The 19143-nt window shown below is 64.7% G+C and carries 21 protein-coding genes and 3 pseudogenes; 11 read left to right on the forward strand and 13 right to left on the reverse strand.

Annotation, left to right across the window (positions count from 1 at the left end; translation table 11 throughout):
• Positions 1–169: 169 nt before the first annotated feature.
• Positions 170–1159, reverse strand: coding sequence for a glyceraldehyde 3-phosphate dehydrogenase NAD-binding domain-containing protein (locus PE067_RS00180; protein WP_276187297.1), 990 nt, complete (start codon positions 1157–1159; stop codon positions 170–172).
• A gap of 201 nt (positions 1160–1360) precedes the next feature.
• Here PE067_RS00180 and PE067_RS00185 point away from each other — a divergent pair, with 201 nt between their 5' ends.
• The gene (locus PE067_RS00185; RefSeq protein ID WP_276187276.1) at positions 1361–1588 is read left to right on the forward strand and encodes a type II toxin-antitoxin system prevent-host-death family antitoxin; all 228 of its coding nucleotides are present in this window, start codon (positions 1361–1363) and stop codon (positions 1586–1588) included.
• The gene (locus tag PE067_RS00190) at positions 1585–1992 is read left to right on the forward strand and encodes a type II toxin-antitoxin system VapC family toxin (protein WP_276187277.1); all 408 of its coding nucleotides are present in this window, start codon (positions 1585–1587) and stop codon (positions 1990–1992) included. Before PE067_RS00185 ends, PE067_RS00190 begins: the two co-directional genes overlap by 4 nt.
• A gap of 4 nt (positions 1993–1996) precedes the next feature.
• On the opposite strand, the gene repC is transcribed toward PE067_RS00190, so the two are convergent.
• The 3 genes and pseudogenes from repC to repA all read right to left on the reverse strand — a co-directional run bounded on the left by repC (position 1997) and on the right by repA (position 5452).
• Positions 1997–3148: a plasmid replication protein RepC gene (gene repC / locus PE067_RS00195; protein WP_276187278.1), complete on the reverse strand. Its 1152-nt coding sequence runs from the start codon at positions 3146–3148 to the stop codon at positions 1997–1999.
• Positions 3149–3328: 180 nt separating this feature from the next.
• Entirely contained in the window at positions 3329–4294 is a 966-nt protein-coding gene (repB, locus tag PE067_RS00200; protein ID WP_276187279.1) for a plasmid partitioning protein RepB, read from the reverse strand.
• A 23-nt stretch (positions 4295–4317) separates the two neighbouring features.
• Positions 4318–5452: pseudogene (repA, locus tag PE067_RS00205) on the reverse strand (plasmid partitioning protein RepA).
• 240 nt (positions 5453–5692) lie between these two features.
• Here repA and PE067_RS00210 point away from each other — a divergent pair.
• Both PE067_RS00210 and PE067_RS00215 read left to right on the forward strand, forming a co-directional pair.
• A complete protein-coding gene (locus tag PE067_RS00210) occupies positions 5693–5929 on the forward strand; it encodes a type II toxin-antitoxin system PrlF family antitoxin (protein WP_276187280.1) in 237 nt (78 codons plus the stop codon).
• Complete coding sequence (locus tag PE067_RS00215; RefSeq protein ID WP_276187281.1) at positions 5926–6336, forward strand: type II toxin-antitoxin system VapC family toxin; 411 nt, start codon at positions 5926–5928, stop codon at positions 6334–6336. The genes PE067_RS00210 and PE067_RS00215 overlap by 4 nt, the downstream gene beginning before the upstream one ends.
• Positions 6337–6451: 115 nt before the next feature.
• On the opposite strand, the gene PE067_RS00220 is transcribed toward PE067_RS00215, so the two are convergent.
• From PE067_RS00220 to PE067_RS00235, 4 genes and pseudogenes are all read right to left on the reverse strand, one after another.
• Positions 6452–8041, reverse strand: a complete 1590-nt coding sequence (locus PE067_RS00220; protein WP_276187282.1) for an iron chelate uptake ABC transporter family permease subunit — start codon at positions 8039–8041, stop codon at positions 6452–6454.
• Positions 8013–8144 carry a hypothetical protein gene (locus PE067_RS00225; protein ID WP_276187283.1) on the reverse strand — a complete coding sequence of 44 codons (132 nt, stop codon included), beginning with the start codon at positions 8142–8144 and terminating at the stop codon, positions 8013–8015. Before PE067_RS00225 ends, PE067_RS00220 begins: the two co-directional genes overlap by 29 nt.
• Positions 8145–8307: 163 nt before the next feature.
• Positions 8308–9327: pseudogene (locus tag PE067_RS00230) on the reverse strand (iron ABC transporter permease); the annotation flags it as partial.
• A pseudogene (locus PE067_RS00235) lies at positions 9324–10308 on the reverse strand (iron-siderophore ABC transporter substrate-binding protein). The pseudogenes PE067_RS00235 and PE067_RS00230, both read right to left, overlap by 4 nt.
• A 253-nt stretch (positions 10309–10561) precedes the next feature.
• Between PE067_RS00235 and PE067_RS00240 the strand changes: the two are divergent.
• Genes PE067_RS00240 through PE067_RS21695 form a run of 3 tightly spaced genes read left to right on the forward strand, consistent with a single transcriptional unit; the run spans position 10562 to position 12672 of the window.
• Positions 10562–12160, forward strand: a complete 1599-nt coding sequence (locus tag PE067_RS00240; protein WP_346429627.1) for a TonB-dependent receptor — start codon at positions 10562–10564, stop codon at positions 12158–12160.
• Positions 12054–12476 carry a TonB-dependent receptor gene (locus PE067_RS21690; RefSeq protein WP_346429628.1) on the forward strand — a complete coding sequence of 141 codons (423 nt, stop codon included), beginning with the start codon at positions 12054–12056 and terminating at the stop codon, positions 12474–12476. Before PE067_RS00240 ends, PE067_RS21690 begins: the two co-directional genes overlap by 107 nt.
• 13 nt (positions 12477–12489) lie before the next feature.
• Positions 12490–12672: a hypothetical protein gene (locus tag PE067_RS21695; RefSeq protein WP_346429629.1), complete on the forward strand. Its 183-nt coding sequence runs from the start codon at positions 12490–12492 to the stop codon at positions 12670–12672.
• A 282-nt stretch (positions 12673–12954) separates the two neighbouring features.
• Here PE067_RS21695 and PE067_RS00245 read toward each other — a convergent pair whose 3' ends face one another.
• Entirely contained in the window at positions 12955–13140 is a 186-nt protein-coding gene (locus PE067_RS00245) for a hypothetical protein (protein ID WP_276187284.1), read from the reverse strand.
• A 222-nt stretch (positions 13141–13362) separates the two neighbouring features.
• Between PE067_RS00245 and PE067_RS00250 the strand changes: the two genes are divergently transcribed.
• Entirely contained in the window at positions 13363–13485 is a 123-nt protein-coding gene (locus tag PE067_RS00250) for an AraC family transcriptional regulator (protein ID WP_276187285.1), read from the forward strand.
• Positions 13486–13690: 205 nt separating this feature from the next.
• On the opposite strand, the gene PE067_RS00255 is transcribed toward PE067_RS00250, so the two are convergent.
• Both PE067_RS00255 and PE067_RS00260 read right to left on the reverse strand, forming a co-directional pair.
• On the reverse strand, positions 13691–14020 hold the full coding sequence (locus PE067_RS00255; protein WP_276187286.1) for a hypothetical protein: 330 nt from the start codon (positions 14018–14020) through the stop codon (positions 13691–13693).
• A 164-nt stretch (positions 14021–14184) separates the two neighbouring features.
• The gene (locus PE067_RS00260) at positions 14185–14439 is read right to left on the reverse strand and encodes a TonB-dependent receptor (protein ID WP_276187298.1); all 255 of its coding nucleotides are present in this window, start codon (positions 14437–14439) and stop codon (positions 14185–14187) included.
• Positions 14440–15741: 1302 nt separating this feature from the next.
• Between PE067_RS00260 and PE067_RS00265 the strand changes: the two genes are divergently transcribed.
• The 3 genes from PE067_RS00265 (at position 15742) to PE067_RS00275 (ending at position 18534) form a co-directional block, all read left to right on the forward strand.
• Entirely contained in the window at positions 15742–16086 is a 345-nt protein-coding gene (locus PE067_RS00265) for a hypothetical protein (protein ID WP_276187287.1), read from the forward strand.
• A gap of 267 nt (positions 16087–16353) precedes the next feature.
• Positions 16354–16611: a hypothetical protein gene (locus tag PE067_RS00270; RefSeq protein ID WP_276187288.1), complete on the forward strand. Its 258-nt coding sequence runs from the start codon at positions 16354–16356 to the stop codon at positions 16609–16611.
• Between the two features lie 1623 nt (positions 16612–18234).
• Positions 18235–18534: a hypothetical protein gene (locus PE067_RS00275; RefSeq protein WP_276187289.1), complete on the forward strand. Its 300-nt coding sequence runs from the start codon at positions 18235–18237 to the stop codon at positions 18532–18534.
• On the opposite strand, the gene PE067_RS00280 is transcribed toward PE067_RS00275, so the two are convergent.
• Together PE067_RS00280 and PE067_RS00285 are read right to left on the reverse strand one after the other, a co-directional pair.
• Positions 18518–18898, reverse strand: coding sequence for a hypothetical protein (locus PE067_RS00280; RefSeq protein WP_276187290.1), 381 nt, complete (start codon positions 18896–18898; stop codon positions 18518–18520). The two genes, PE067_RS00275 and PE067_RS00280, sit on opposite strands and share 17 nt — an antisense overlap.
• Positions 18898–19143 (reverse strand): hypothetical protein (locus PE067_RS00285; protein WP_276187291.1); only part of this gene is annotated, 246 nt, incomplete at its 5' end. The genes PE067_RS00285 and PE067_RS00280, both read right to left, overlap by 1 nt.

Here is a 19143-nt window from a genome sequence, read left to right on the forward strand (position 1 = left end):
CCTTCTTTTGCCGCGCCCTGCCCCGGCGGCGATATCGTTGCGGCCTTATAGGCGAAGGGGGCGGCAAGCTCAATCACGCCTGTCGTTCCGGGGCCTGTCGTTTTGGGGCTTGCGTCTTTGGTCCCGGTCAAGCCTGTATCAATCCGTCATTCTGCGGGTTGAGAGCCGCCTACCCCATCCGCCGCGCCATATCCAGCATCCGGTTGGAAAAACCCCATTCGTTGTCATACCAGCCGAACACCCGCGTCAGCCCGCCCGCGACCGAGGTTTCCAGCCCCGACATCACGATGGATTCCGGCCGCGCCCGCAGATCGCTGGACACCAGCGGCTTTTCCGTCCAGCCAAAGATCGGCGAGGTCTCGGCCGCCTCGCGCAGCAAGGTATTCACCGCCTGAACCGAAGCCGGCTGCCCGGTCGCGATGGTCAGGTCGATGCAGGACACGCTGGCCGTCGGCACCCGGATCGCCCGCGCCGACACCCGCCCGGCCAGATGCGGCAGAACCGTTCCGATCAACCGGCCCGCGCTGGTCGTCGTGGGCACCATCGACAGCGCCGCCGCCCGCGACCGCGCCGCATCCCCGCGCGGCTTGTCGACGGTGGGCTGGCTGCCGGTATAGCAATGCACGGTCGTCATCTGCCCCGACAGGATGCCAAAGCGGCCATCCAGCAGCTTCAGCAAGGGCGCCAGCGCATTCGTCGTGCATGACGCGTTCGACACGATCCCCTGCCGCCCCAGATCCGCGTCATTCGCGCCAAGAACCACGGTCACATCGGCATCCTTCGACGGCCCGGAAATCAGCACCCGCGCCGCCCCCGCCTGCAATCCGCGTTCGACCGTCGCCCGCGACCCCGCCATGCCGGTGCATTCCAGAACGACATCGACCCCGGTCAGGTCAAGCTGGCGCAGATCGGGGACAGAGTGGAACGGGATCGCCCGCCCGTCCACGACCAGATGGCCGTCGCGGGTTTCGACGCTGCCGCGCCAGGGGCCGAACACGCTGTCATATTCGAACAGATAGGCGCAGTTTTCCAGCGGCTCGATATCGTTGATCAGCACCAGCTCCAGATCGTCATGGCCGCCCAGGGACAGGATGCGCAGGATCGAGCGCCCGATCCTGCCAAAGCCGTTTAGCGCCAGGGTGATTTTGCGATCCGCCATGTCTTTCTCGGCCATGTCTGCTCCTGCAACGGGTGGCTGTGGTGATGGTCTAATCCTTGCGCAAAGCCTTGGCCAGCGGGTCAGAAGGATGATGTCATTTCAACGGATCGCCGCAAATCGGACAGATGCGGTCCATGTCGGCTGCCCGTTGAAATGCGGATCATATAAAACTAAGCTAAGTAAACTAAGTCAGGTGCTGCGATGAAAACCGTGAACATGCACGAGGCCAAGACACATCTGTCGCGGCTGATCGAAGAGGCGGAAAAGGGCCAGCCCTTCATCATCGCCCGCGCGGGGAAGCCCGCTGTTCAGGTCACGGCCATTGATGTCGCGCCGCCGCGTCGTCTTGGCTTTTTGCAGGATCAGTTCGCTGTTCCAACGGCATGGGATCGCAACATTCCCCTGCCCGGCCACAAGGCGGATTCATGAAGCTGCTGATCGACACGCATCTGCTGCTGTTCGCCGCATCCGCACCGGAGCGCCTGCCGTCAGAGGCTGTGCGGATGATATCTGATCCGGCGCATGATCTGTGGTTCAGCGCGGCGTCGATCTGGGAAATCGCATGTAGCCCTGCGTCGGCAAGGGCCGATATCGACCCCGGTATTTTTCGCGCGGCGCTGCTGGCGAATGGCTATGCGGAACTGGCCGTCACCGGGCAGCATTGCAGCGGCCTGACCGCCCTGCCCCATTTTGGCCTGCCCCATTTCGCGGGAATCCTGCTGGCACAGGCGCTGACGGATGGCATGCTGCTGCTGACCAGTGATTCCGATCTGGCCGGATGCGCGGGACCGATCCGGCATCTGCCCTTACCCGATGAAACCGGACGGCGCTGAAAGTTCACAGCTGTGAACTCATCCCCGGTTCGCGCCGCAAGGCCGCCATCACCATCGGCCGGACAGAAAACCCGCCATCCCGGGCCTTGGCCGTCAAGATCCGCAAATAGGCGCCCGCTGATCGGATTTCACCGAACCTTTGCAGCATTGCGGCCAAAGTCACCGCCGCATTTTCAATGCCCATTACCTGCTTCGCGTCCTGCCAGACCTGCGTCGCAATCCCCATCATCGGCCTGACCTTTTCGACCAGATCGACAAATCCATGCCAATGCCGCACGGGATGTTGCGCATAGCCAAAGACTTCCGGACAGGCCGAAGCAATCAGGCTCAGCGGCAAATCTGGCTCTGCATTGGCCGCATCAACCTGTTCACAGCCCTTTTCAGATTCAATAGGATTATTATTTGATCTCTGTTGGTGCTGCTCATTCTGGCTGTCGGTGGTGCCCATTTCAGCCGTTTTTGCGGCGGTGACGGGGGCGATATTTGCCGCGTGGCGCAGCTCGTCGATCAGCAGTTTCAGCCGCGTGATGATCTGTTCCAGCGCCGGAATCTCCAGTTGCCGCCTCAGGATCGTGGCAAGCTGGTCGATCTGGGTCATGGCGGCCGGGGATGCCTCTGTCGCCTCGATCAGTGCCAGCAGGTCGCGACGCATCAGACGGATGGTTTCGCGCAGATGGGCGATCTGCCGCGCCTCTGCCTGAACGCTTTCCGCCAGGGTGGCGAATTCCGCGAAACGCCGGGCCAGCGGCGACAGGTCAAAGCCAAAGGCCTCATTGCCAATCCGGCGCTGATAGCGTTTGCCGTTCGGGCTGTCGCGGCGCAGCAACAGCCCGCTGTCGATCAGCCGCGCCAGATGACGGCGCATCGTCGAACAGGGCATGCCGTTCAACCTCTCGCAGATCGCGCGGTTCGAAGGAAAGACCACCAGCTTCGTCGGGTCGTCCAGCGCGGTTCCGGGATGAAAGCTCAGCAGCGCCTGCAGAACCGTCAGGTCGCGATCCGTCAGGCCAAGCCGCTTGCGCGCGGTGGTGATCTCGCGCAGCGCATCCCATTTGTTCACGGCATGCGCGGGCATGGGCGTCGCCGCGATGCTGTGATGTTGCATCACGACAGCATCGATCGGACGCCGAAAGGACGTCAGAGGGACATAGTCCATATTTTTTCATCACGAAGACAAAAAAATCCCGTTCTGCAGATCACTGGGACTTGCAGTCGCGGCGTCAGAGAACTACCTTGGATGTGCTACGATCAAAGGGGTCTCGTGAGGTGTATGCTTTGCGGGACCTTTTTCTTGCCTGTTACGTGCCTCCTTGGCTGCTGCTCGGTTTCGTCATCTTCAGCCCCGTTTTTTCCATCGGGTGTGAAGCTCTGTGATCGCGCCCTGGGCCTGTTCCTGCAGCCAAAGCGCGAATTCCGGATCGTCGATCGTCAGGTCCATGCGCAGTCCATCCTTGGTGCGCCGGATACGGCCCTGCGCCGCGCCCGCAATCGACAGGGGCAGGGCGGGGGCATCCGGCCGGGGGACCGGCACCATCGCCGCCTTTCGTAAACGACGGGTGACCGCATCGAACGCTGCAACCGAAGGATCGGCAACATCGGGATCGGTCGCGGCGCGGGTTTCGACCGCCACAGCCATCAGGTCGGGCAGGGGGACAGGGCTTTGTTCCAGATCCCTGGCCAGCGCCTCCCACCGGGGGCGCCCGACGCCATGGGCGGGGCCGATGGCATGGGCCAGGTCACGGCCAATCGCGCGGGCAATGCCAAGCGCCATGGAAATCGCGGATTTGGTCAGGTTCAGAACCTCGGCGATTTCGGATTGCGTGCCGAAACCGCTGTCCGACAATTCCTGTGCAAACAGGGCGCGTTCAATAAAGCTCAGGTCACGTCTTGCCGTGTTTTCAGAGGCTTGCGCGCAGATCGCGGCCGTGTCATCCATCGTGGCAATCATCGCCCGGACCTTGTCGACCCGGTCGGAGCCACGCACCGCCTCCAGCCTGCGGCGGCCATAGACCAGCAGGTAGCGGTCGGGATCCGCAGGGTCGCGACGCACCAGGATCGGCACCGTCTGACCCACCGATTCGATCGAGGCGCGCAGATCCGCGACATCCGCCGGGTCCAGCCGGTCGGCGGTGCGGTCATCGGCGATCTGTTCGGGGTCCAGTTCCCAGATACGGTGGCCATCGACCGCATCGCGCGCCGAACGCAGCGCGCGGTTGTTCACCGTCGATGGCCGGGGCAGGGCCATCCCGCGGACAGCCAGATTGTCCAGCAGCGACATGCGCCGTTTCTTGTTGTCGCTCATTTCCGACCTCCAAGTCTGTTGAATCAACTGGAAATTTCGTCGTTGACCGCATTCAGGCTTTCGATGGCGCGGTCATAGGTCGACGCGGGTGAATGCGCTGCACGCTCGACTTCGTACAGCGTCTGCTTCGTCAGGCCCGGCATCGGAAATCGCGGTGGATTTCAGCATCGGCGCATTCAGCACGTTGTCGCCATACATCGTGCGCAGAAAGGCCACGATGCGGTTTTGCGGCGCGTCCGAGTCGGCTCATAGCGGGTCAGCAGGTAGCGCATCCAGTCATGCGACATGTCGGCGCCGCTTGTCGGCGATCACGTCCATCAGGATCGGCGGTCATGCGCAGGAACTGGCTCATCGACATCACGTCCAGCATCTCGGGGTGGATGGTGACCAGCACGCCGGTCGCGGCCGACAGCGCCGACATGGTCAGAAAACCCAGTTGCGGCGGACAGTCGATGACCACCACGTCGTAATCGGCATCGACCTGCGCCAGCGCCTCGCGCACTCGGAAGAAGAACAGCCCGGCATTGCCTTGGGCCAGGGCGCGGGGCGTTTCATGCTCGAACTCCATCAGTTCGAGATTGCCGGGAATCAGGTCCAGGCCGGGGATATAGGTCTTGCGGATCACCGCCTGGATCGGCGCCGGATCGTCATAGCGGATCGCGTCGTAAAGCGTGCCCCCGTCGGGCAGGTCGAATTCGGGCTGCACCCCGTGCAGTGCCGTCATCGAGGCCTGCGGGTCCAGGTCGATGGCCAGCACGCGATAGCCGGTCAGCGCTAGCCGCTGCGCCAGATGCGCCGCGGTCGTGGTCTTGCCGGATCCGCCCTTGAAGTTCATCACGCCGATGATTTGCAGATGGTCGCCTTCGCGCCGGCCGGGCAGATAATCTCCGGGCTTTCGGGCGGTCTTTTCAAGCAGTTGCCGCAGGTCGTGCAGATCCTGCACCGAATAGAGCCGGCGGTTGCCGGCCGTGGTTTCGGGCGAGGGGCCCTTGCCATCCAGATGCAGCTTGCGCAGGTAGCTGTCGTTCACCCCCAACAGCGCGGCCGCCTCGCCCGAGGTGAACTTGCGCATCTGCTTAGTGGCATCAGGCGGAAACAGCGATTCTCGCGTTGGGCGTGCAAGCTGGTTGGCCAGCGCACTCCGGAATGTTGCCTGATGACCGCGATTCAGGTCCTCGAGCAAAACGATCCTTGCTCATGCTCTGCCCGCTCACGTCGTGTTCACGCTTTTTATCGTTTGAATGGCGTTTTTCGTGACTATTTATCGAAAGACAGATTCGTGCAAGCCTTTTGCGGCGGGGCCAGGGTATCGGTGGGCTGCAAGGTGCCACCGCGGTTGAAGATTTCCGCCGAAAACGCTATATGTAATGCGATACCTGAATCCGCATTGGTGCCAGCATGACCGAATCGACCATCACGATCAAGGGCCAGACGACCCTGCCCAAATCTGTCCGCGAGGCGTTGGAGATCGGGCCGGGCGACCGGCTGCGCTATGTCATTCTGGACGACGGGCAGGTGCGCCTGATGCGGACGCGGCCCGTCGCCGAACTGGCCGGGATGCTGCGCCACGACGGCCCGCCCGTCACGCTGGAACAGATGGACGAGGCGATAGCCGCCGCCGCGCGCAAGGCATGATCGCGCTGGATACGAATGTCGTCCTGCGATTTCTGGTGCAGGACGATCCGCTGCAAGCGGCGCGGGCCAATGCGCTTTTCGCCACGCTCAGCGCCGATGCGCCGGGCTATCTGTCGCGCGAGGTGATGGTGGAACTGGTCTGGGTGCTGGAACGCGCCTATGGCCAGCCGCGCCGCGATATCGCCGCCGCGCTGGACGGCTTGCTGGCGGCGCGGGAAATCACCGTCGAAAACCCCGACCGCGTGGGGTTGGCGGTCGAGCGTTACCGGCAGGGCGGGCCGGGCTTTTCCGATCAGATGATCGCGCTGGCCGCCCGTGATGCCGGGTGTCGCGCGACCTATACCTTTGACCGCAAGGCGGCATCGCAGGCCGGGATACAACTGGTTCCGCAGATGGGGCAGGGGTAGCGGGTCGAACCCGCCGCAGCCCGCCCAACGGATCGTGGGCGCTCAGCGCAGGGTCGCCGACCGCCCGCTGGCCACGACGATAACGGATCGCGTCGGACCGGATGGCGGGGCAGGGCTACCCCGTCCCGCCCGCCATCCGGTGCCGCCCGATCGGCGGCATGATCGGGCGGCCAGAGGTCGGATCGGTGATGATCCGGCTGTCCGGTCCAAAGACGCGGTGCAGGTTGTCCTGGGTCAGGGCCTCCTCGGCGGTGCCCGCAGCCTCGATCTGGCCCGCAGCCATGACGATCAGCCGGTCGGCATAGCGCGCCGCCAGATCCGGGTCATGCAGCACCATCACGATGGTTGTGCCGCGCGCGGCGTTCAGGTCGCAGAGCAGGTCCAGAACCTCGACCTGATGGGTGATGTCCAGAAATGTCGTCGGCTCGTCCAGCAAAAGCAGGTGGGTCTGCTGCGCCAGCGCCATCGCGATCCAGACGCGCTGGCGCTGGCCGCCCGACAGCTCATCAACCGGGCGCTCGGCCAGATCCAGGGTCTGCGTGGCCTGCAGGGCCTCGGCCACGGCCTCGTCATCGCGGGTGGTCCAGCGCGACAGCATGCCGTGATGCGGGTGGCGGCCCCGGCTGACCAGATCGGATACCGTGATCCCTTCGGGCGCGACGGGCGATTGCGGCAGCAGGCCAAGGGTGCCGAGGCCAGCGCGCGCGGGGCCGTGGCATGGACGGATTTCCCGTCCAGCAACACCTGCCCGCCACTGAGGGCGCAACAGCCGCGACATGGTGCGCAGCAGCGTCGATTTCCCGCACGCATTCGGCCCGACGATCACCGTGATCTCGCCCGGCAGGATGTCCAGATCCAGACCCGAGATGATGGCGCGGTCGCCGTAACCCGCCGAAAGCCGGCGCGCAGAAAGCTGATGGGGGTTCATAACGAGCCTCCGGTCCGGTTCACCCGGATGATGAGATAGATCAGGTAGGGCGCGCCCAGGGCGCCATGTGACGATGCCGACCGGATAGCGGCCGGGCAGCAGGAACTGGCCGCAATAGTCGCCGACCAGCACCAGCAGCGCGCCGGTCAGCGCGGCGGGGATCAGCACCGGGCCGCTGTTGCCGATGATCCGGGCCGCGATGGGGCCCGACAGAAAGGCGACAAAGCAAATCGGCCCGGCCACGGCGGTCGCGATGGCGATCATGCCGACCGCGCAAAGGATCACCGTGACGCGCAGGCCGCCCGTGCGGGTGCCAAGGGCGGCGGCGGTATCCTCGCCCAGCCTCAGCGTTTCCAGATCGCGGTTGCGCGACAGCAGCATCCCGCCCAGCACGACCAGCCCAAGCGCCACGGGCAGCACCTGCGCCGGGCGCGCGCCGTCGACCGATCCGATCAGCCAGCGCGTCGCCTCTTGCAGGTCCCAAGCGGGGGCGCTGGACAGGATATAGGCGATGAAGCTGTTCAGCATCGCGGCCATGCCGATACCGACAAGGATCAGCCGGGTTCCGGCAGCCCCGCCGCGCCCGGCCAGCAGCCGGATCAGCAAGGCGACGCCAAGCCCGCCGGTCACCGCGATCACCGACACGACGGGGCCGTTCAGCGACAGGCTGATGATCGCGAAAACCGCCGCCGCGCTGGCGCCGGAACTGATGCCGATGATGTCGGGGCTGGCCGGGGGTTGCGCAGCATCACCTGAAACGCCGCCCGCCCAGACCAAAGCAGCAGCCCGCCAGCACCGACAGCGCCGCGCGGGGCAGGCGCAACTGCCCGACGGTAAAGCCCGCGCTCGGCACGTCATGGCCCGCCAGTACCCGCAGCACATCCAGCGGCGGGGTCGCGGATTGCCCCCGGATCAGCGCCAGCGCGAATGCGGCCAGCAGGCGCAAGGGCCAGGCCGGCGATGACCCGGCGATAGCGGCGCGCGCGGCTGCGGCGGGAATGGGTTACACGCTCGGTTGCGGTCATGGTCATAGCGCCCGCAGCCTTACGGCGGCGGACGATCCAGATAAAGAACGGCGCGCCCAGAAAGGCCACGACGATGCCCACGTCGATTTCCGACGGCCGGGCGATGACCCGGCCCAGAACATCGGCGCCCATCAGCAAACAGGCCCCGGCCAGCGCGGAAAAGGGCAGCAGCCAGCGATGGTCGATGCCGACCAGCAGCCGGCACAGATGCGGCACGACCAGCCCGACGAAGCCGATGGGGCCGCAGACGGCGGTGGTCGCCCCGCACGACAGGATCGCGGCCAGCGCGGCGGTGGCGCGGGCGGTGGCGACGCGCTCGCCCAGACCCGCCGCCATCTCGTCGCCAAGGGCCAGTGGGTTCAGCCGCCGCGCGGATGTCATGGCCAGCGCGAAGCCCGCCGCCAGAAAGGGCAGGACCGGCCAGATCCGTTCGAATGTCGCGCCGCCGACGCCGCCGATCTGCCAGGACCGGATGCCGCCCGCGATGTCATTGCGCGGCAGCACCACCGCAATCACCAGCGAGGACAGCGCGATAGAGGATGCCGCCCCGGCCAGCGCCAGCTTCAGCGGCGTCGCGCCCCCCGGCCCAAGCGAGCCGATGGTATAGACGAAAACCGCCGCCAGCCCGGCGCCAAGGATCGCGGTCCAGATATAGGCCTCGGCGCTGGAGATCTGGAACCACGCGACCCCGATCACCACGGCCAGCGATGCGCCCATGTTCACCCCCGAGATCCCCGGATCGGCCAGCGGGTTGCGCGTCACCCCCTGCATGATCGCCCCCGACAGCCCAAGCGCCGCCCCGGCCAGCGCCGCCAGCGCGGTGCGCGGAATGCGCGCCGAGACGGCAGCCTGCGCGATATTCGCGGTTTCACCCCGCAGCGCCGCCCAGATATCGGCTAGCACCACCTGCCGCGCGCCGAAACCCACCGACAGCGCCGCAAGCACCAGCAGCGACAGGGCCAGCGCCAGCGGCCACAGGCTTTTGCGGCGCACCGACCGCGCGGGCAGGGCAGGGGACGGCAGGGCAGGGCAGGTCATTTCGGGTGTTGCGCCGCGCGGGCCAGCATCCCGACATAATCGTCCAGCACATAGGGGATCGACAGCGGCGTCGGATTGGCCGCCGTCCCGACCGGATCGCTGCCCAGAAAGACGATCGCGTCATTCCTGACCGCAGGCATATTGGCAAACAGCGGATCAGACCGGATCGCGGCGGCCAGCAGCAGCCCGCCATAGGTCACCACGATATCAACATCGTCAAAGGCGTCGATGCGTTCGGCGCTGACCTTGCCCGCGAACAGCCCGGCGGCCGAGGCATCCGTGACGCTTTGCGGCGACACCAGCCCCAGATCCTTGAAGAATTTCACCCGTGTATCATTGTCGGTGTAAAAGCTGACGGTGCTGAGGTCGGTCGTGTCCAGATGGGTCACGAACATCGCCGATTTCCCCGCCAGTTGCGGATGGCGCGACAGGGTATCAGCGATCAGCGCCTCGGTTTCCGCGATCAGCGCATCGCCCTGGGCCGCCATGCCCAGCCCCGCGCTGTTCATCCGGATCATCTGGCGCCAATCCGTGGCCCAGGCGGATTCTGGGATAGGCGATGACCGGCGCGATCTGGCTGAGCATGTCGTAATCGGCCCGGCTCAGCCCCGAATAGGCGGCAAGGATGATATCGGGCCGGGTCGCGGCCACCGCCTCGAAATCAATGCCGTCGCCTTCGTCGAACAGGACCGGGGCAGGGGCGTCCAGCTCGGCCAGACGGGCGCTGACCCAGGGCAGGATGCCATCGCCGTCGTCATCGCCGAAATTCGCCCGCGCCATGCCGACGGGGACGATGCCAAGCGCCAGCGGAACCTCGTGATTGGCCCATGCGACGGTGGCGACGCGGACGGGTTTGGCCGGGATGACCGTGGTGCCAAGCGCATGTTCGACCGTCACCGGAAAGCCCGCATCCTGCGCCAGCGCGGCGAAGGGCAGCAAAAGGAAAAGAGCGGGGATGGACGGCCGAAGGGAAAGCAGCATCTCGGCGGGTTCCTATAGTTGATGGTTTCGCTTGGCTTTCCAGCTTCGACCCGTGGCGTCAACCCCGCCAGCGCCGGGCGGGCCTGCGGGACCTGCGGTTTCCGACAGGTTTCGACAAGCGACAGCAGGAAAATACAAGACAGGGGGGCCGTTCCCCTTTAGGCAGCGCGGCAAAGGCCCCGGACCCAAGATCCGGGGCGACAGCCAGCCACGCGCCAGCCGGATATGACAGACAGGCATGTGGGAAAAATCCATGTTCAGGGACAAGACAGCCCGCCCGTTGCGGCGGTTCTTCGGTTGCGGTTCGGTATTGGCGCTGAGCGCGGCACTGGCGACGGTTTTACTGGCCACGGGGGCCGCCGCGCAGGACGGCCAGCCGGTGGTGCTGGCGCCGGTGGTGATCGACGCAAGCGTCGGTGACGATGACGCGGCGACGGTGGTGGCCACGCGCTCCAGCGCGGGCAGCAAGATGGCGGCCGAACTGCTGGACACGCCCGCATCGGTGTCGGTCATCACGGCGCGGGAAATCCAGGCGCGCAACGCCACCTCGGTCGAACAGGTGCTGGCCTATTCCGCCGGCGTGACGGCTGACTTCTACGGCTCGGACGACCGTTTCGACAATTTCAGGATCCGCGGCTTTGGCGTCTATACCTATCGCGACGGGCTGAGCCTTGGCCGCCCCTTCGGCAATATCCGCGAAGAGGTCTTTGCCTTTGAGCGGGTCGAGGTCATCCGTGGCGCGAATTCCACCACCTTCGGCATTTCCGATCCCGGCGGCATGGTGAACTATGTCACCAAACGCGCCCGCCCCGAGCGTTTTGGCGATATCCATGTCGCCGCAGGCAGCAATGACCATGCCGAGGTCGGTTTCGATTTCGGCGACCGCATCACCCCGGACGGCACGCTGTCCTATCGCCTGACCGGCAAGCTGCGTGATGCCAGCGCCGAATACGACCATTCCCGCGACGATGAAACATTCCTGATGGCGGGCGTGACGTGGCAGCCCGATGCGGCGACCAGCCTCAGCGTCACGCTGGACCATCTGAACCGCGACGGCGTGCCGGGCAGCGGCGGCCATCCGGTCGGCACGGATTTCGACCGCTCGCGCTTTTTCGGGGAACCGGATTACAACTATCGCGGCACCGACCGCACCACGCTGACCGCGATCTTCGATCACGATTTCGGCGGTGGCCTGACGGTCGGCTCGACCCTGCGCTATGCGGAATCGAAAACCGATTTCGGCTATGCCTATATCACCGGCATTTCGACCGAGGCGCCGACGACCGCGACGCGGGATTATTTCGGCAATGAAGGTTCGGCCAAGGAATTTGCCTGGGACGCGCGGCTGCAATATGACCGCCGGTTCGGCGATGTCGCCAGCCGCTCGCTGATCAGGGTCGAATATCGCGATACCACCTCGCGGACGGCGACCTGTTGGGGCAATGCCCCGGCGATCAACTGGCAAAACCCGGTTTATACCGGCCGCCCGGCATCGGTGCCGCTGCTGCGCAGTTCGATCAGCGATCAGGAAACCAAAGCGGTCTATCTGCAACAGGAACTGAGCTTTGCCGATCGCTATATCCTGACGGCCGGGCTGCGCCGCGACTGGCTGGACATCACCCAGACCGACCGCCTGAGCGGCGTCGCGGAAAGCGGCGAGGTCAGTGAAACCACGGGCCGCGTCGCCCTGACCTACAAGGCGACGCCGGAGCTGTCGGTCTATGGCAGCTATGCTGGAATCGGTCGTGCCGGCATCGCTGACCGTCGAACCCGAACGCGGCGAGCAGTTCGAACTGGGCCTGAAATACCAGCCCGCCGGGTCGCGGACGCTGGTGTCGGCGGCGCTCTATGACCTGACCAAGAACAACATCACCCGCACCGATCCGATCACCAACCAGCCCGAAACCATCGGTGAAATCCGCGCGCGCGGTTTCGATATCGAAGCCAAGGCCGAGTTGAACCCCCATTTCACCCTGACCGCCGCCTATTCCTATATCGACAGCGAAATCACCGAAAACGGCACCAGCGGCAATGTCGGCAACCGGCTGTCATTCGTGCCCGAACATATGGGCTCGGTCTGGGTCGGCTATGCGACGCAGGGCACTGGGGGATGCGGGCGATCTGGTCGTTTCGCTTGGCGCGCGTTACGAAGGCGGGTATTTCTTTAACGATACCAATACGATGGAAAACGGCGGCCATGTCACCTACGATGCAGCCGTCAGCTATCAGGTGCTGGACAATACCAGCGTCGCGGTGAATGTGTCGAACCTGTTTGACAAGAAATACATCGCCTATGGCGGCTTTGGCGCCGATTTCTACAATCCGGGCCGCGAAATCACCGCGACCCTGCGCCGGACCTGGTAGGGCCTAGCCGTGCAGGCCCCGCCGCATCCGTCGCCAGGCGCCGGGCGTTTCGCCCGCGACCTGGCGAAAGGCGCAGGCCAGGTGGGCCTGATCGGAAAAGCCCAGATGCGCCGCGATGCCGGCCACGCTCTGGATCGGTGTCGGTCAGCACCTGGCAGGCCGCGTCGATGCGGTGGTCCTTTCAACTGCCATCGCGGGGGCGTGGTGCCGGTGGTGCGTTTGAAGGCATGGGAAAGCCAGGCTTTCGGACAGGCCGACGGCTTCGGCCATTTCGGCGAAGGCTCATGCTGCCGCCCGCCACCCCCGCGCAGCCGCGGCGGCCAGCCGGTCCATCTGTAGCTGCGTCAGCGCCCCGGACACCGGCGCATCGGCGGCGGACACATCCAGCAGGCAGGCGACGATGCTGCCGACCAGATGTTCCGCATAGACTGGATGTTTCGCCCGGGCGCTGGCGATTTCACCGGCCAAGAGCAGGGCGAGGGACTGGACCGGCTGGCCGCGCGGCTGCGCAGGGGTGGCGGGCAGCAGCTGAGCCTTGCCGGAAATGGCCGAAGCCGTCGGCCTGTCCGAAAGCCTGGTTTTCCCATGCCTTCAAACGCACCACCGGCACCACGCCCCTGCAGATAGCAGTTGAAAGGACCACCGCATCGACATGGCCGCGCCAGGTGCTGACCGACACCGATCCAGAGCGTGGCCGGCATCGCGGCGCATCTGGGCTTTTCCGATCAGGCCCACCTGGCCCGCGCCTTTCGCCAGGTCGCGGGCGAAACGCCCGGCGCACGGCGACGGATGCGGCGGGGCCTGCACGGCTAGGCCCTGCGAGGTCCGGCGCCAGGGTCGCGGTGATTTCGCCGGCCCGGATTGTAGAAATCGGCGCCAAAGCCGCCGCAGGACGATGTATTTCCTTGTCCAAACGGGTTCGACAGCATTCACCGCGACGCTGGTATTGTCCAGCACCTGATAGCTGACGGCTGCATCGTGGGTGACATGGCCGCCGTTTTCCATCGTATTGGTATCGTTAAAGAAATACCCGCGCTTCGTAACGCCAGCGCCGTAGAGGCAGACCAGATCGCCCGCATCCCCCGTGCCCTGCGTCGCATAGCTGACCCAGACCGAGCCCATATGTTCGGGCGCGAATGACAGCCGGTTGCCGACGGTGCCGCTGGTGCCGTTTTTCGGTGATTTCGCTGTCGATATAGGAATAGGCGGCGGTCAGGGTGAAGCGGGGGTTCAACTCGGCCTTGGCTTCGGTATCGAAACCGCGCGCGCGGATTTCACCGATGGTTTCGGGCTGGTTGGTGATCGGATGCCCGGTGCGGGTGATGTTGATGCTTGCAGATCGGGTCATAGAGCGCCGCACGACACCAGCGTCCGCGACCGGCGGGCTGGTATTTCAGGCCCAGTTCGAACTGCTCGCCGCGTTCGGGTTCGACGGTCAGCGATGCCGGCACGACCGATTCGCACCGCCATAGCTGCCGCCGGGCCGACAGTTCCGGCGTCGCCCTTGTAGGGTCAGCAGGGCGACGCGGCCGCAGTGGTTCCGCTGGCCTCGCCGCTTTCCGCGACGCCGCTCAGGCGGTCGGTCTGGGTGATGTCCAGCCAGTCATGGCGCAGCCCGGCCGTCAGGATATGGCGATCGGCAAAGCTCAGTTCCTGTTGCAGGTAGACCGCTTTGGTTTCCTGATCGCTGATCGAACTGCGCAGCAGCGGCACCGATGCCGGGCGGCCGGTATAAACCGGGTTTTGCCAGTTGATCGCCGGGCGCACTTGCCCCAATAGGTCTGCCGTCCGCGGTGGTGTGCGCACGATGTTCGACCCCGATCAGCGGGCGGCTGGCGACATCCATCCCACGAACCGGCGATCATGTGCAGCGCCTCGACAATTCATTGACCTTCGTGCCGAATGGCGCGTCGTCAGCACTCATTGATGATCCGACATGGCAGAGATGCTGTTCACGCGTAGCGCGACCGTTACCGCCGGAATCGCCCGGTCAGCGTGTCGATGCCATCGACCTACCTGGCGGCGGTCAGCGTATATGCAGATGGCCGCCGCTGCCCGGCTGTCGCAGATGAAGCGTGACGCTGAGCTGTCGCCGCATCGAACTGCCCGCGCCCGCCATCGAATGTTTCATCGTCGCGGGAATGTCATTCGGCGCTGGCATCACGCAGCTTACTGTCAGAGCGATAAGAACAGCGTGCGCCAGTGATATCAGAATCAGAGACCGACCTCGGCATGGTCACGCGAAGCGACATGGATATCGCCAAAACATGTTTGTGACATATTAAAACCTGCCGCCGGGATCGAATCGCGCCGCAGTTAATCAGCCACTCAAAGGCAAAGTTCTCTTCGCGGAATACCGGAGAGCGGCAAAGATATTCGATATAGACGTAGAAACCGCGGATCCTGAGTATCGAGACGGTCGTCAAACGTAAATCAGCCGTCGCGCCGTAAATCGACCAGCACTATTCGACCAGTGGCGATTGCGCGCACAATTTCCAGCCGTGACCGACACCGATGCCCAGGCGACAATCAACAGTTCGGCCGCCATCTTTACCCGCGCACTGGAAGCGCAGTAACCTACCCTGCATCGCCGCGTCATCATCACCGGCAGCTGCGTCAGCGCCAGCACCCGGCTGGCAAATCTGCGCGGCTACGTGGCAATAAAACCGTCGCCGATACTGCGCTCAACGCCAATGCGGAACCTCAACCGAAGGGCCGTGGGCTGTCTTGTCACAGACATGGACATGCCTGATACTGTCATATCCGGCTGGCGCGTATCGCCGGGTCGGTCAGGCGCTGCCTGCCTAAGGGGCGGTATCTTCGCTGTCAGCCTGTCGGCTTCTGCAGGTCCCAGCCCCGCCCGGCGATTGACCTGCGATCAAGCTGGAAGGCAAGCCGAACGCAGAACCGCCGAGTGCTGCTTTCCACTCAGCCGTCCATCCGCTCTTTCACTTTGCCTTTGCCCTTCGCCGCGCTGGCGCAGGATTGCAGACTCCGGCGTCAATGCGCTTGGCGCCATCCCGATATAAATCCGCGCCACCGTCGCATGGGCCAATCGCGAGGTTCCGCTTGGCGCTGAGCATCGTCCCCGTCGGCGCCATGGCGCAGGCGAATTTCGGCGGTGACGGCGATATCCTGCCCTGGAGTCAGCCCGTCTGGCAGGCTGAACGCCTTGGTCTGTTCGACGAAGACGTAACGTATTCGGGCAGTGGCTTTGACCCGGCCCGATCGCCGCGCTGTCAGGCTGACCAGGCCGACCACGGTATGCTCAGCCAGATCGCGCCGGTCATCGCCAATGTTGCAGATCCCGGATGGGCACAGCGCTGGCGTAACGTCTTCCAGGCTCACTTCAGGCGCGTCAGCGATACTATCCGCAACTGGCAATCGGCGTCATTCATGGTATCCACCGTTTGACCGACCTCGGCACCGTCAGCACCATGACAATTCTTGCGTCGAAACATCGCGAATGCCTCGGCCTGTATTCGCAGACGCCGAACGCATCGGCGCAGTTTGATGTTGATATCGTGACTATGGCGGAAAGCAGCTGCGTCAGCAGCATCACCACATCACTGTACCGGTATGCATTCCCTTGGCTGACGCGATCTTTCTGGGCAACTGATCCGGTCAGGACGACGGCAATCCGACGCCGCTGTCGATGCGCAATGTGCTGGTTATGTCGGGATGCTGGCAACGGCAGCGCAATTACTGCCTGCGTCTGCCCTGCCCGCGCTGATCGATGCGCAGCTCTGGCGGCTGCAGCAATATGCTGTGCTTGCATCGATGAGTTTCGGCGCGCGGCGAACTGGCCGATCTCTGGAAGCGGCGCTGCGAGTGAAACCGCCAGGTGAAATCGCGCGGGCTATCTCCACGCGCATTCCGCGCGCCTGTAACGGCAGCGGGCAGCCGATATCAGGGCGCGATCATGCGAGTGACGCGTAGGGTAATGGGCGCATCGCTGGCGTGATCGAAGGTCGCGTATTTCAACCGATCTATATCGCGATCCGTGGCGCTGGGCTGTACAGCAGACTCGTCAACACCATCGGCACTGGGCTGTTTGCCGAAAACGAGCTATTGCTGGTGCGCTATCACGCTGTCGCTGGTATTCTGATGAGTACTACTACATCCGCAACTGTCGCGGGCGGCATCAGTGCAACCCGGACGGCGCGACGCATTCCGGCTGGATCTGGCCAGTCCCTGCCGCCAGCGGCGAACGCTGGCCATGATATCCGCGCGGCAACCCGGCGGCGGATGGCGGAATCTGGGCGAGCGCACCGCGCGCCACCGCCGCATCAACCTCCTGGGGCGAACCACCGCCGTCTGCCATTTCTCAACTCGTCGGTGATGCCCTCGCATCTGGCACCATGGCCTACTGTCGGCATCGACCATCGCTGGCTCTTGCTCGCGTAACGGTCTTTGCTGATGGGCGCCGATGTTCTGGGCCGGAGTCGCGGCCGTCGAATCGACATTGAACATCGTCGTGGCCTTCTGGAAGCGTAAAGTTCTATCTGGATCGTCCGCCGCCAGAACTGCGGGCCTGTGATATGACTAACTCACGATGTATTATTCCCGCCGCAGCCACGCGCGCCGCTATCACCGAAGGTCATCGCCGGAACAACCCGCTGCACTGCGCGCATGCGCTGGCGCTGGAAATCAGCTCCCGCCGCTGGATGTCGCGCAGTACTGGCGGGTATGAGCGCGGGCAATTGCCTGCCATTGCTAGTCGACTGGGCGACGGTACTGCGCAGCCTGCAATGCCAGCATCATCGGCATCCCGAATTCCGGCGCCAGCGCGGCAAACGTTTGCGGTGAAATCAGTATCATGAACCCCGTCATGTCAATCACTGACCGGCGAGCTAACTCGCCTTTAGCGCAATCTGGCTGCTGGTAACCGATCCCTTGTCAGTATCGACATGGCCGCGACAACTTCATCGCCTATATTTGTCAGCACGCCCCGGCAGGACCTGCTGGAAGACGATGCGCTGGCTGTCGGATCGGTCAACAGCCCTGGCGCGCTGCCCGTGGCGCTCAGGCCGGGATGTATGGCGCAGCCGCGATGCAGACGCTGAGCTGGGCGAGGATACCGCCGCCGCCTTTATAACGCCCACGCAGGCGAGCTGCGCCCGGTCGGCATGATCATCGCCGTGGCTATGTGACTACTGTCATAGCTTTCTGTCGGGCCCCATCTGACCGATGCTGTCCCCCGCCGCGCTGGCATATCTACTGGCTGGTCGGCGACTATTGCGGCCGATTCCTGCTGCCCGGCGCGAAATCCGGTTGTCGGCATCGTCACGGGCGCCTGGGCGCGCCTACCTGATCTATCTCATCCGGCTGGTGAACAGGCCGGGCTCGTGCCATCAGCCTGCGCCGGCTTTCGGCGAATTACGGCGATCTCGGGTCTGGATCTGGACATCCTGCCGGGTAGATCCTCGGGCTGATGCGGGCGTCGACGCTACATGTCGCGTATTGCGCCAGGCGAGATGACAGCAGTCATAAATGCGCAGCGCACGCTCTGGCCCGCCAGCCTGCTGATCGCCGTCGCGAAGATCACGATATCCGATCACCATGATTTTCACCCGCATCACGGCGGCGCTATCGCGCTGGACGCCACCCGCAGCCGACGAGGCCGTGGCCGAGGCGGAGCAGGCGCCGGTTGATGAGCTGTCGAGCAGCCGGCGCAGCGCGTCTGGGTCGCGGCCTGTGGCCACCCGCCTGCTGCTGGACGAGGCCGACGGCCAGGCTCTGGACATCACCCATCAGGTCGAGGTTCGAGACCATGCCGCGACCCTGAAGCGCCGCGCGCAATGGCTCCTCGTGATGGTGCTGCATGACCTGGTCTGGCGGCGCGCTATGCCGACCGGCTGATCGTCATGGCTGCGGGCCAGATCGAGGGCTGCGGGCACCGCCGAGGAGACCTGACCCGGGACGAAGCTGCGCGCGTCTGGAACTGGACAGCCGGATCATCACCGATCCGGCCTCTGGCCGCGATCATGCTGCCGATCGGGCGGCACCGGATGGCGGGCGGGACGGGGTGGCCTGCCCCGCCATCGACGCGATCCGTTATCGTCGTGGCCAGCAGGCGGTCGGCGACCCTGCGCTGAGCGCCCACGATCCGTTGGGCGGGCTGCGGCGGGTTCGGCCCGCTACCCTGCCCCATCTGCGGAACCAGTTGTATCCCGGCCTGCGATGCCGCCTTGCGGTCAAAGGTATAGGTCGCGCGTGCCAGCATCACGGGCGGCCAGCGCGATCATCTGATCGGAAAAGCCAGCCCGCCCTGCCGGTAACGCTCGACCGCCAGCCCCACGCGGTCGGGGTTTCCACGACGATTTCCCGCGCCGCCAGCAAGCCGTCCAGCGCGGCGGCGATATCGCGGCGCGGCTGGCCATAGAGCGCGTTCCAGCACCCAGACCAGTTCCACCACATCACCTCAGGTGCTGTCACACGAGTATGAAGTCGTTCTTCTTCCTGCTCTTC

Source organism: Paracoccus sp. DMF-8 (assembly GCF_029309835.1).
Lineage (GTDB): Bacteria > Pseudomonadota > Alphaproteobacteria > Rhodobacterales > Rhodobacteraceae > Paracoccus.

What these genes read in the sequence shown, in the direction of transcription:
- PE067_RS00180 (WP_276187297.1), bottom strand. Translation starts at nt 1,159, where the DNA reads ATGGCGGATCGCAAAATCACCCTGGCGCTAAACGGCTTTGGCAGGATC.
- PE067_RS00185 (WP_276187276.1), top strand. Translation starts at nt 1,361, where the DNA reads ATGAAAACCGTGAACATGCACGAGGCCAAGACACATCTGTCGCGGCTG.
- PE067_RS00190 (WP_276187277.1), top strand. Translation starts at nt 1,585, where the DNA reads ATGAAGCTGCTGATCGACACGCATCTGCTGCTGTTCGCCGCATCCGCA.
- repC (WP_276187278.1), bottom strand. Translation starts at nt 3,148, where the DNA reads ATGGACTATGTCCCTCTGACGTCCTTTCGGCGTCCGATCGATGCTGTC.
- repB (WP_276187279.1), bottom strand. Translation starts at nt 4,294, where the DNA reads ATGAGCGACAACAAGAAACGGCGCATGTCGCTGCTGGACAATCTGGCT.
- PE067_RS00210 (WP_276187280.1), top strand. Translation starts at nt 5,693, where the DNA reads ATGACCGAATCGACCATCACGATCAAGGGCCAGACGACCCTGCCCAAA.
- PE067_RS00215 (WP_276187281.1), top strand. Translation starts at nt 5,926, where the DNA reads ATGATCGCGCTGGATACGAATGTCGTCCTGCGATTTCTGGTGCAGGAC.
- PE067_RS00240 (WP_346429627.1), top strand. Translation starts at nt 10,562, where the DNA reads ATGTTCAGGGACAAGACAGCCCGCCCGTTGCGGCGGTTCTTCGGTTGC.
- PE067_RS21695 (WP_346429629.1), top strand. Translation starts at nt 12,490, where the DNA reads ATGGAAAACGGCGGCCATGTCACCTACGATGCAGCCGTCAGCTATCAG.
- PE067_RS00255 (WP_276187286.1), bottom strand. Translation starts at nt 14,020, where the DNA reads ATGACCCGATCTGCAAGCATCAACATCACCCGCACCGGGCATCCGATC.
- PE067_RS00270 (WP_276187288.1), top strand. Translation starts at nt 16,354, where the DNA reads ATGCTGGCAACGGCAGCGCAATTACTGCCTGCGTCTGCCCTGCCCGCG.
- PE067_RS00275 (WP_276187289.1), top strand. Translation starts at nt 18,235, where the DNA reads ATGATTTTCACCCGCATCACGGCGGCGCTATCGCGCTGGACGCCACCC.
- PE067_RS00280 (WP_276187290.1), bottom strand. Translation starts at nt 18,898, where the DNA reads ATGCTGGCACGCGCGACCTATACCTTTGACCGCAAGGCGGCATCGCAG.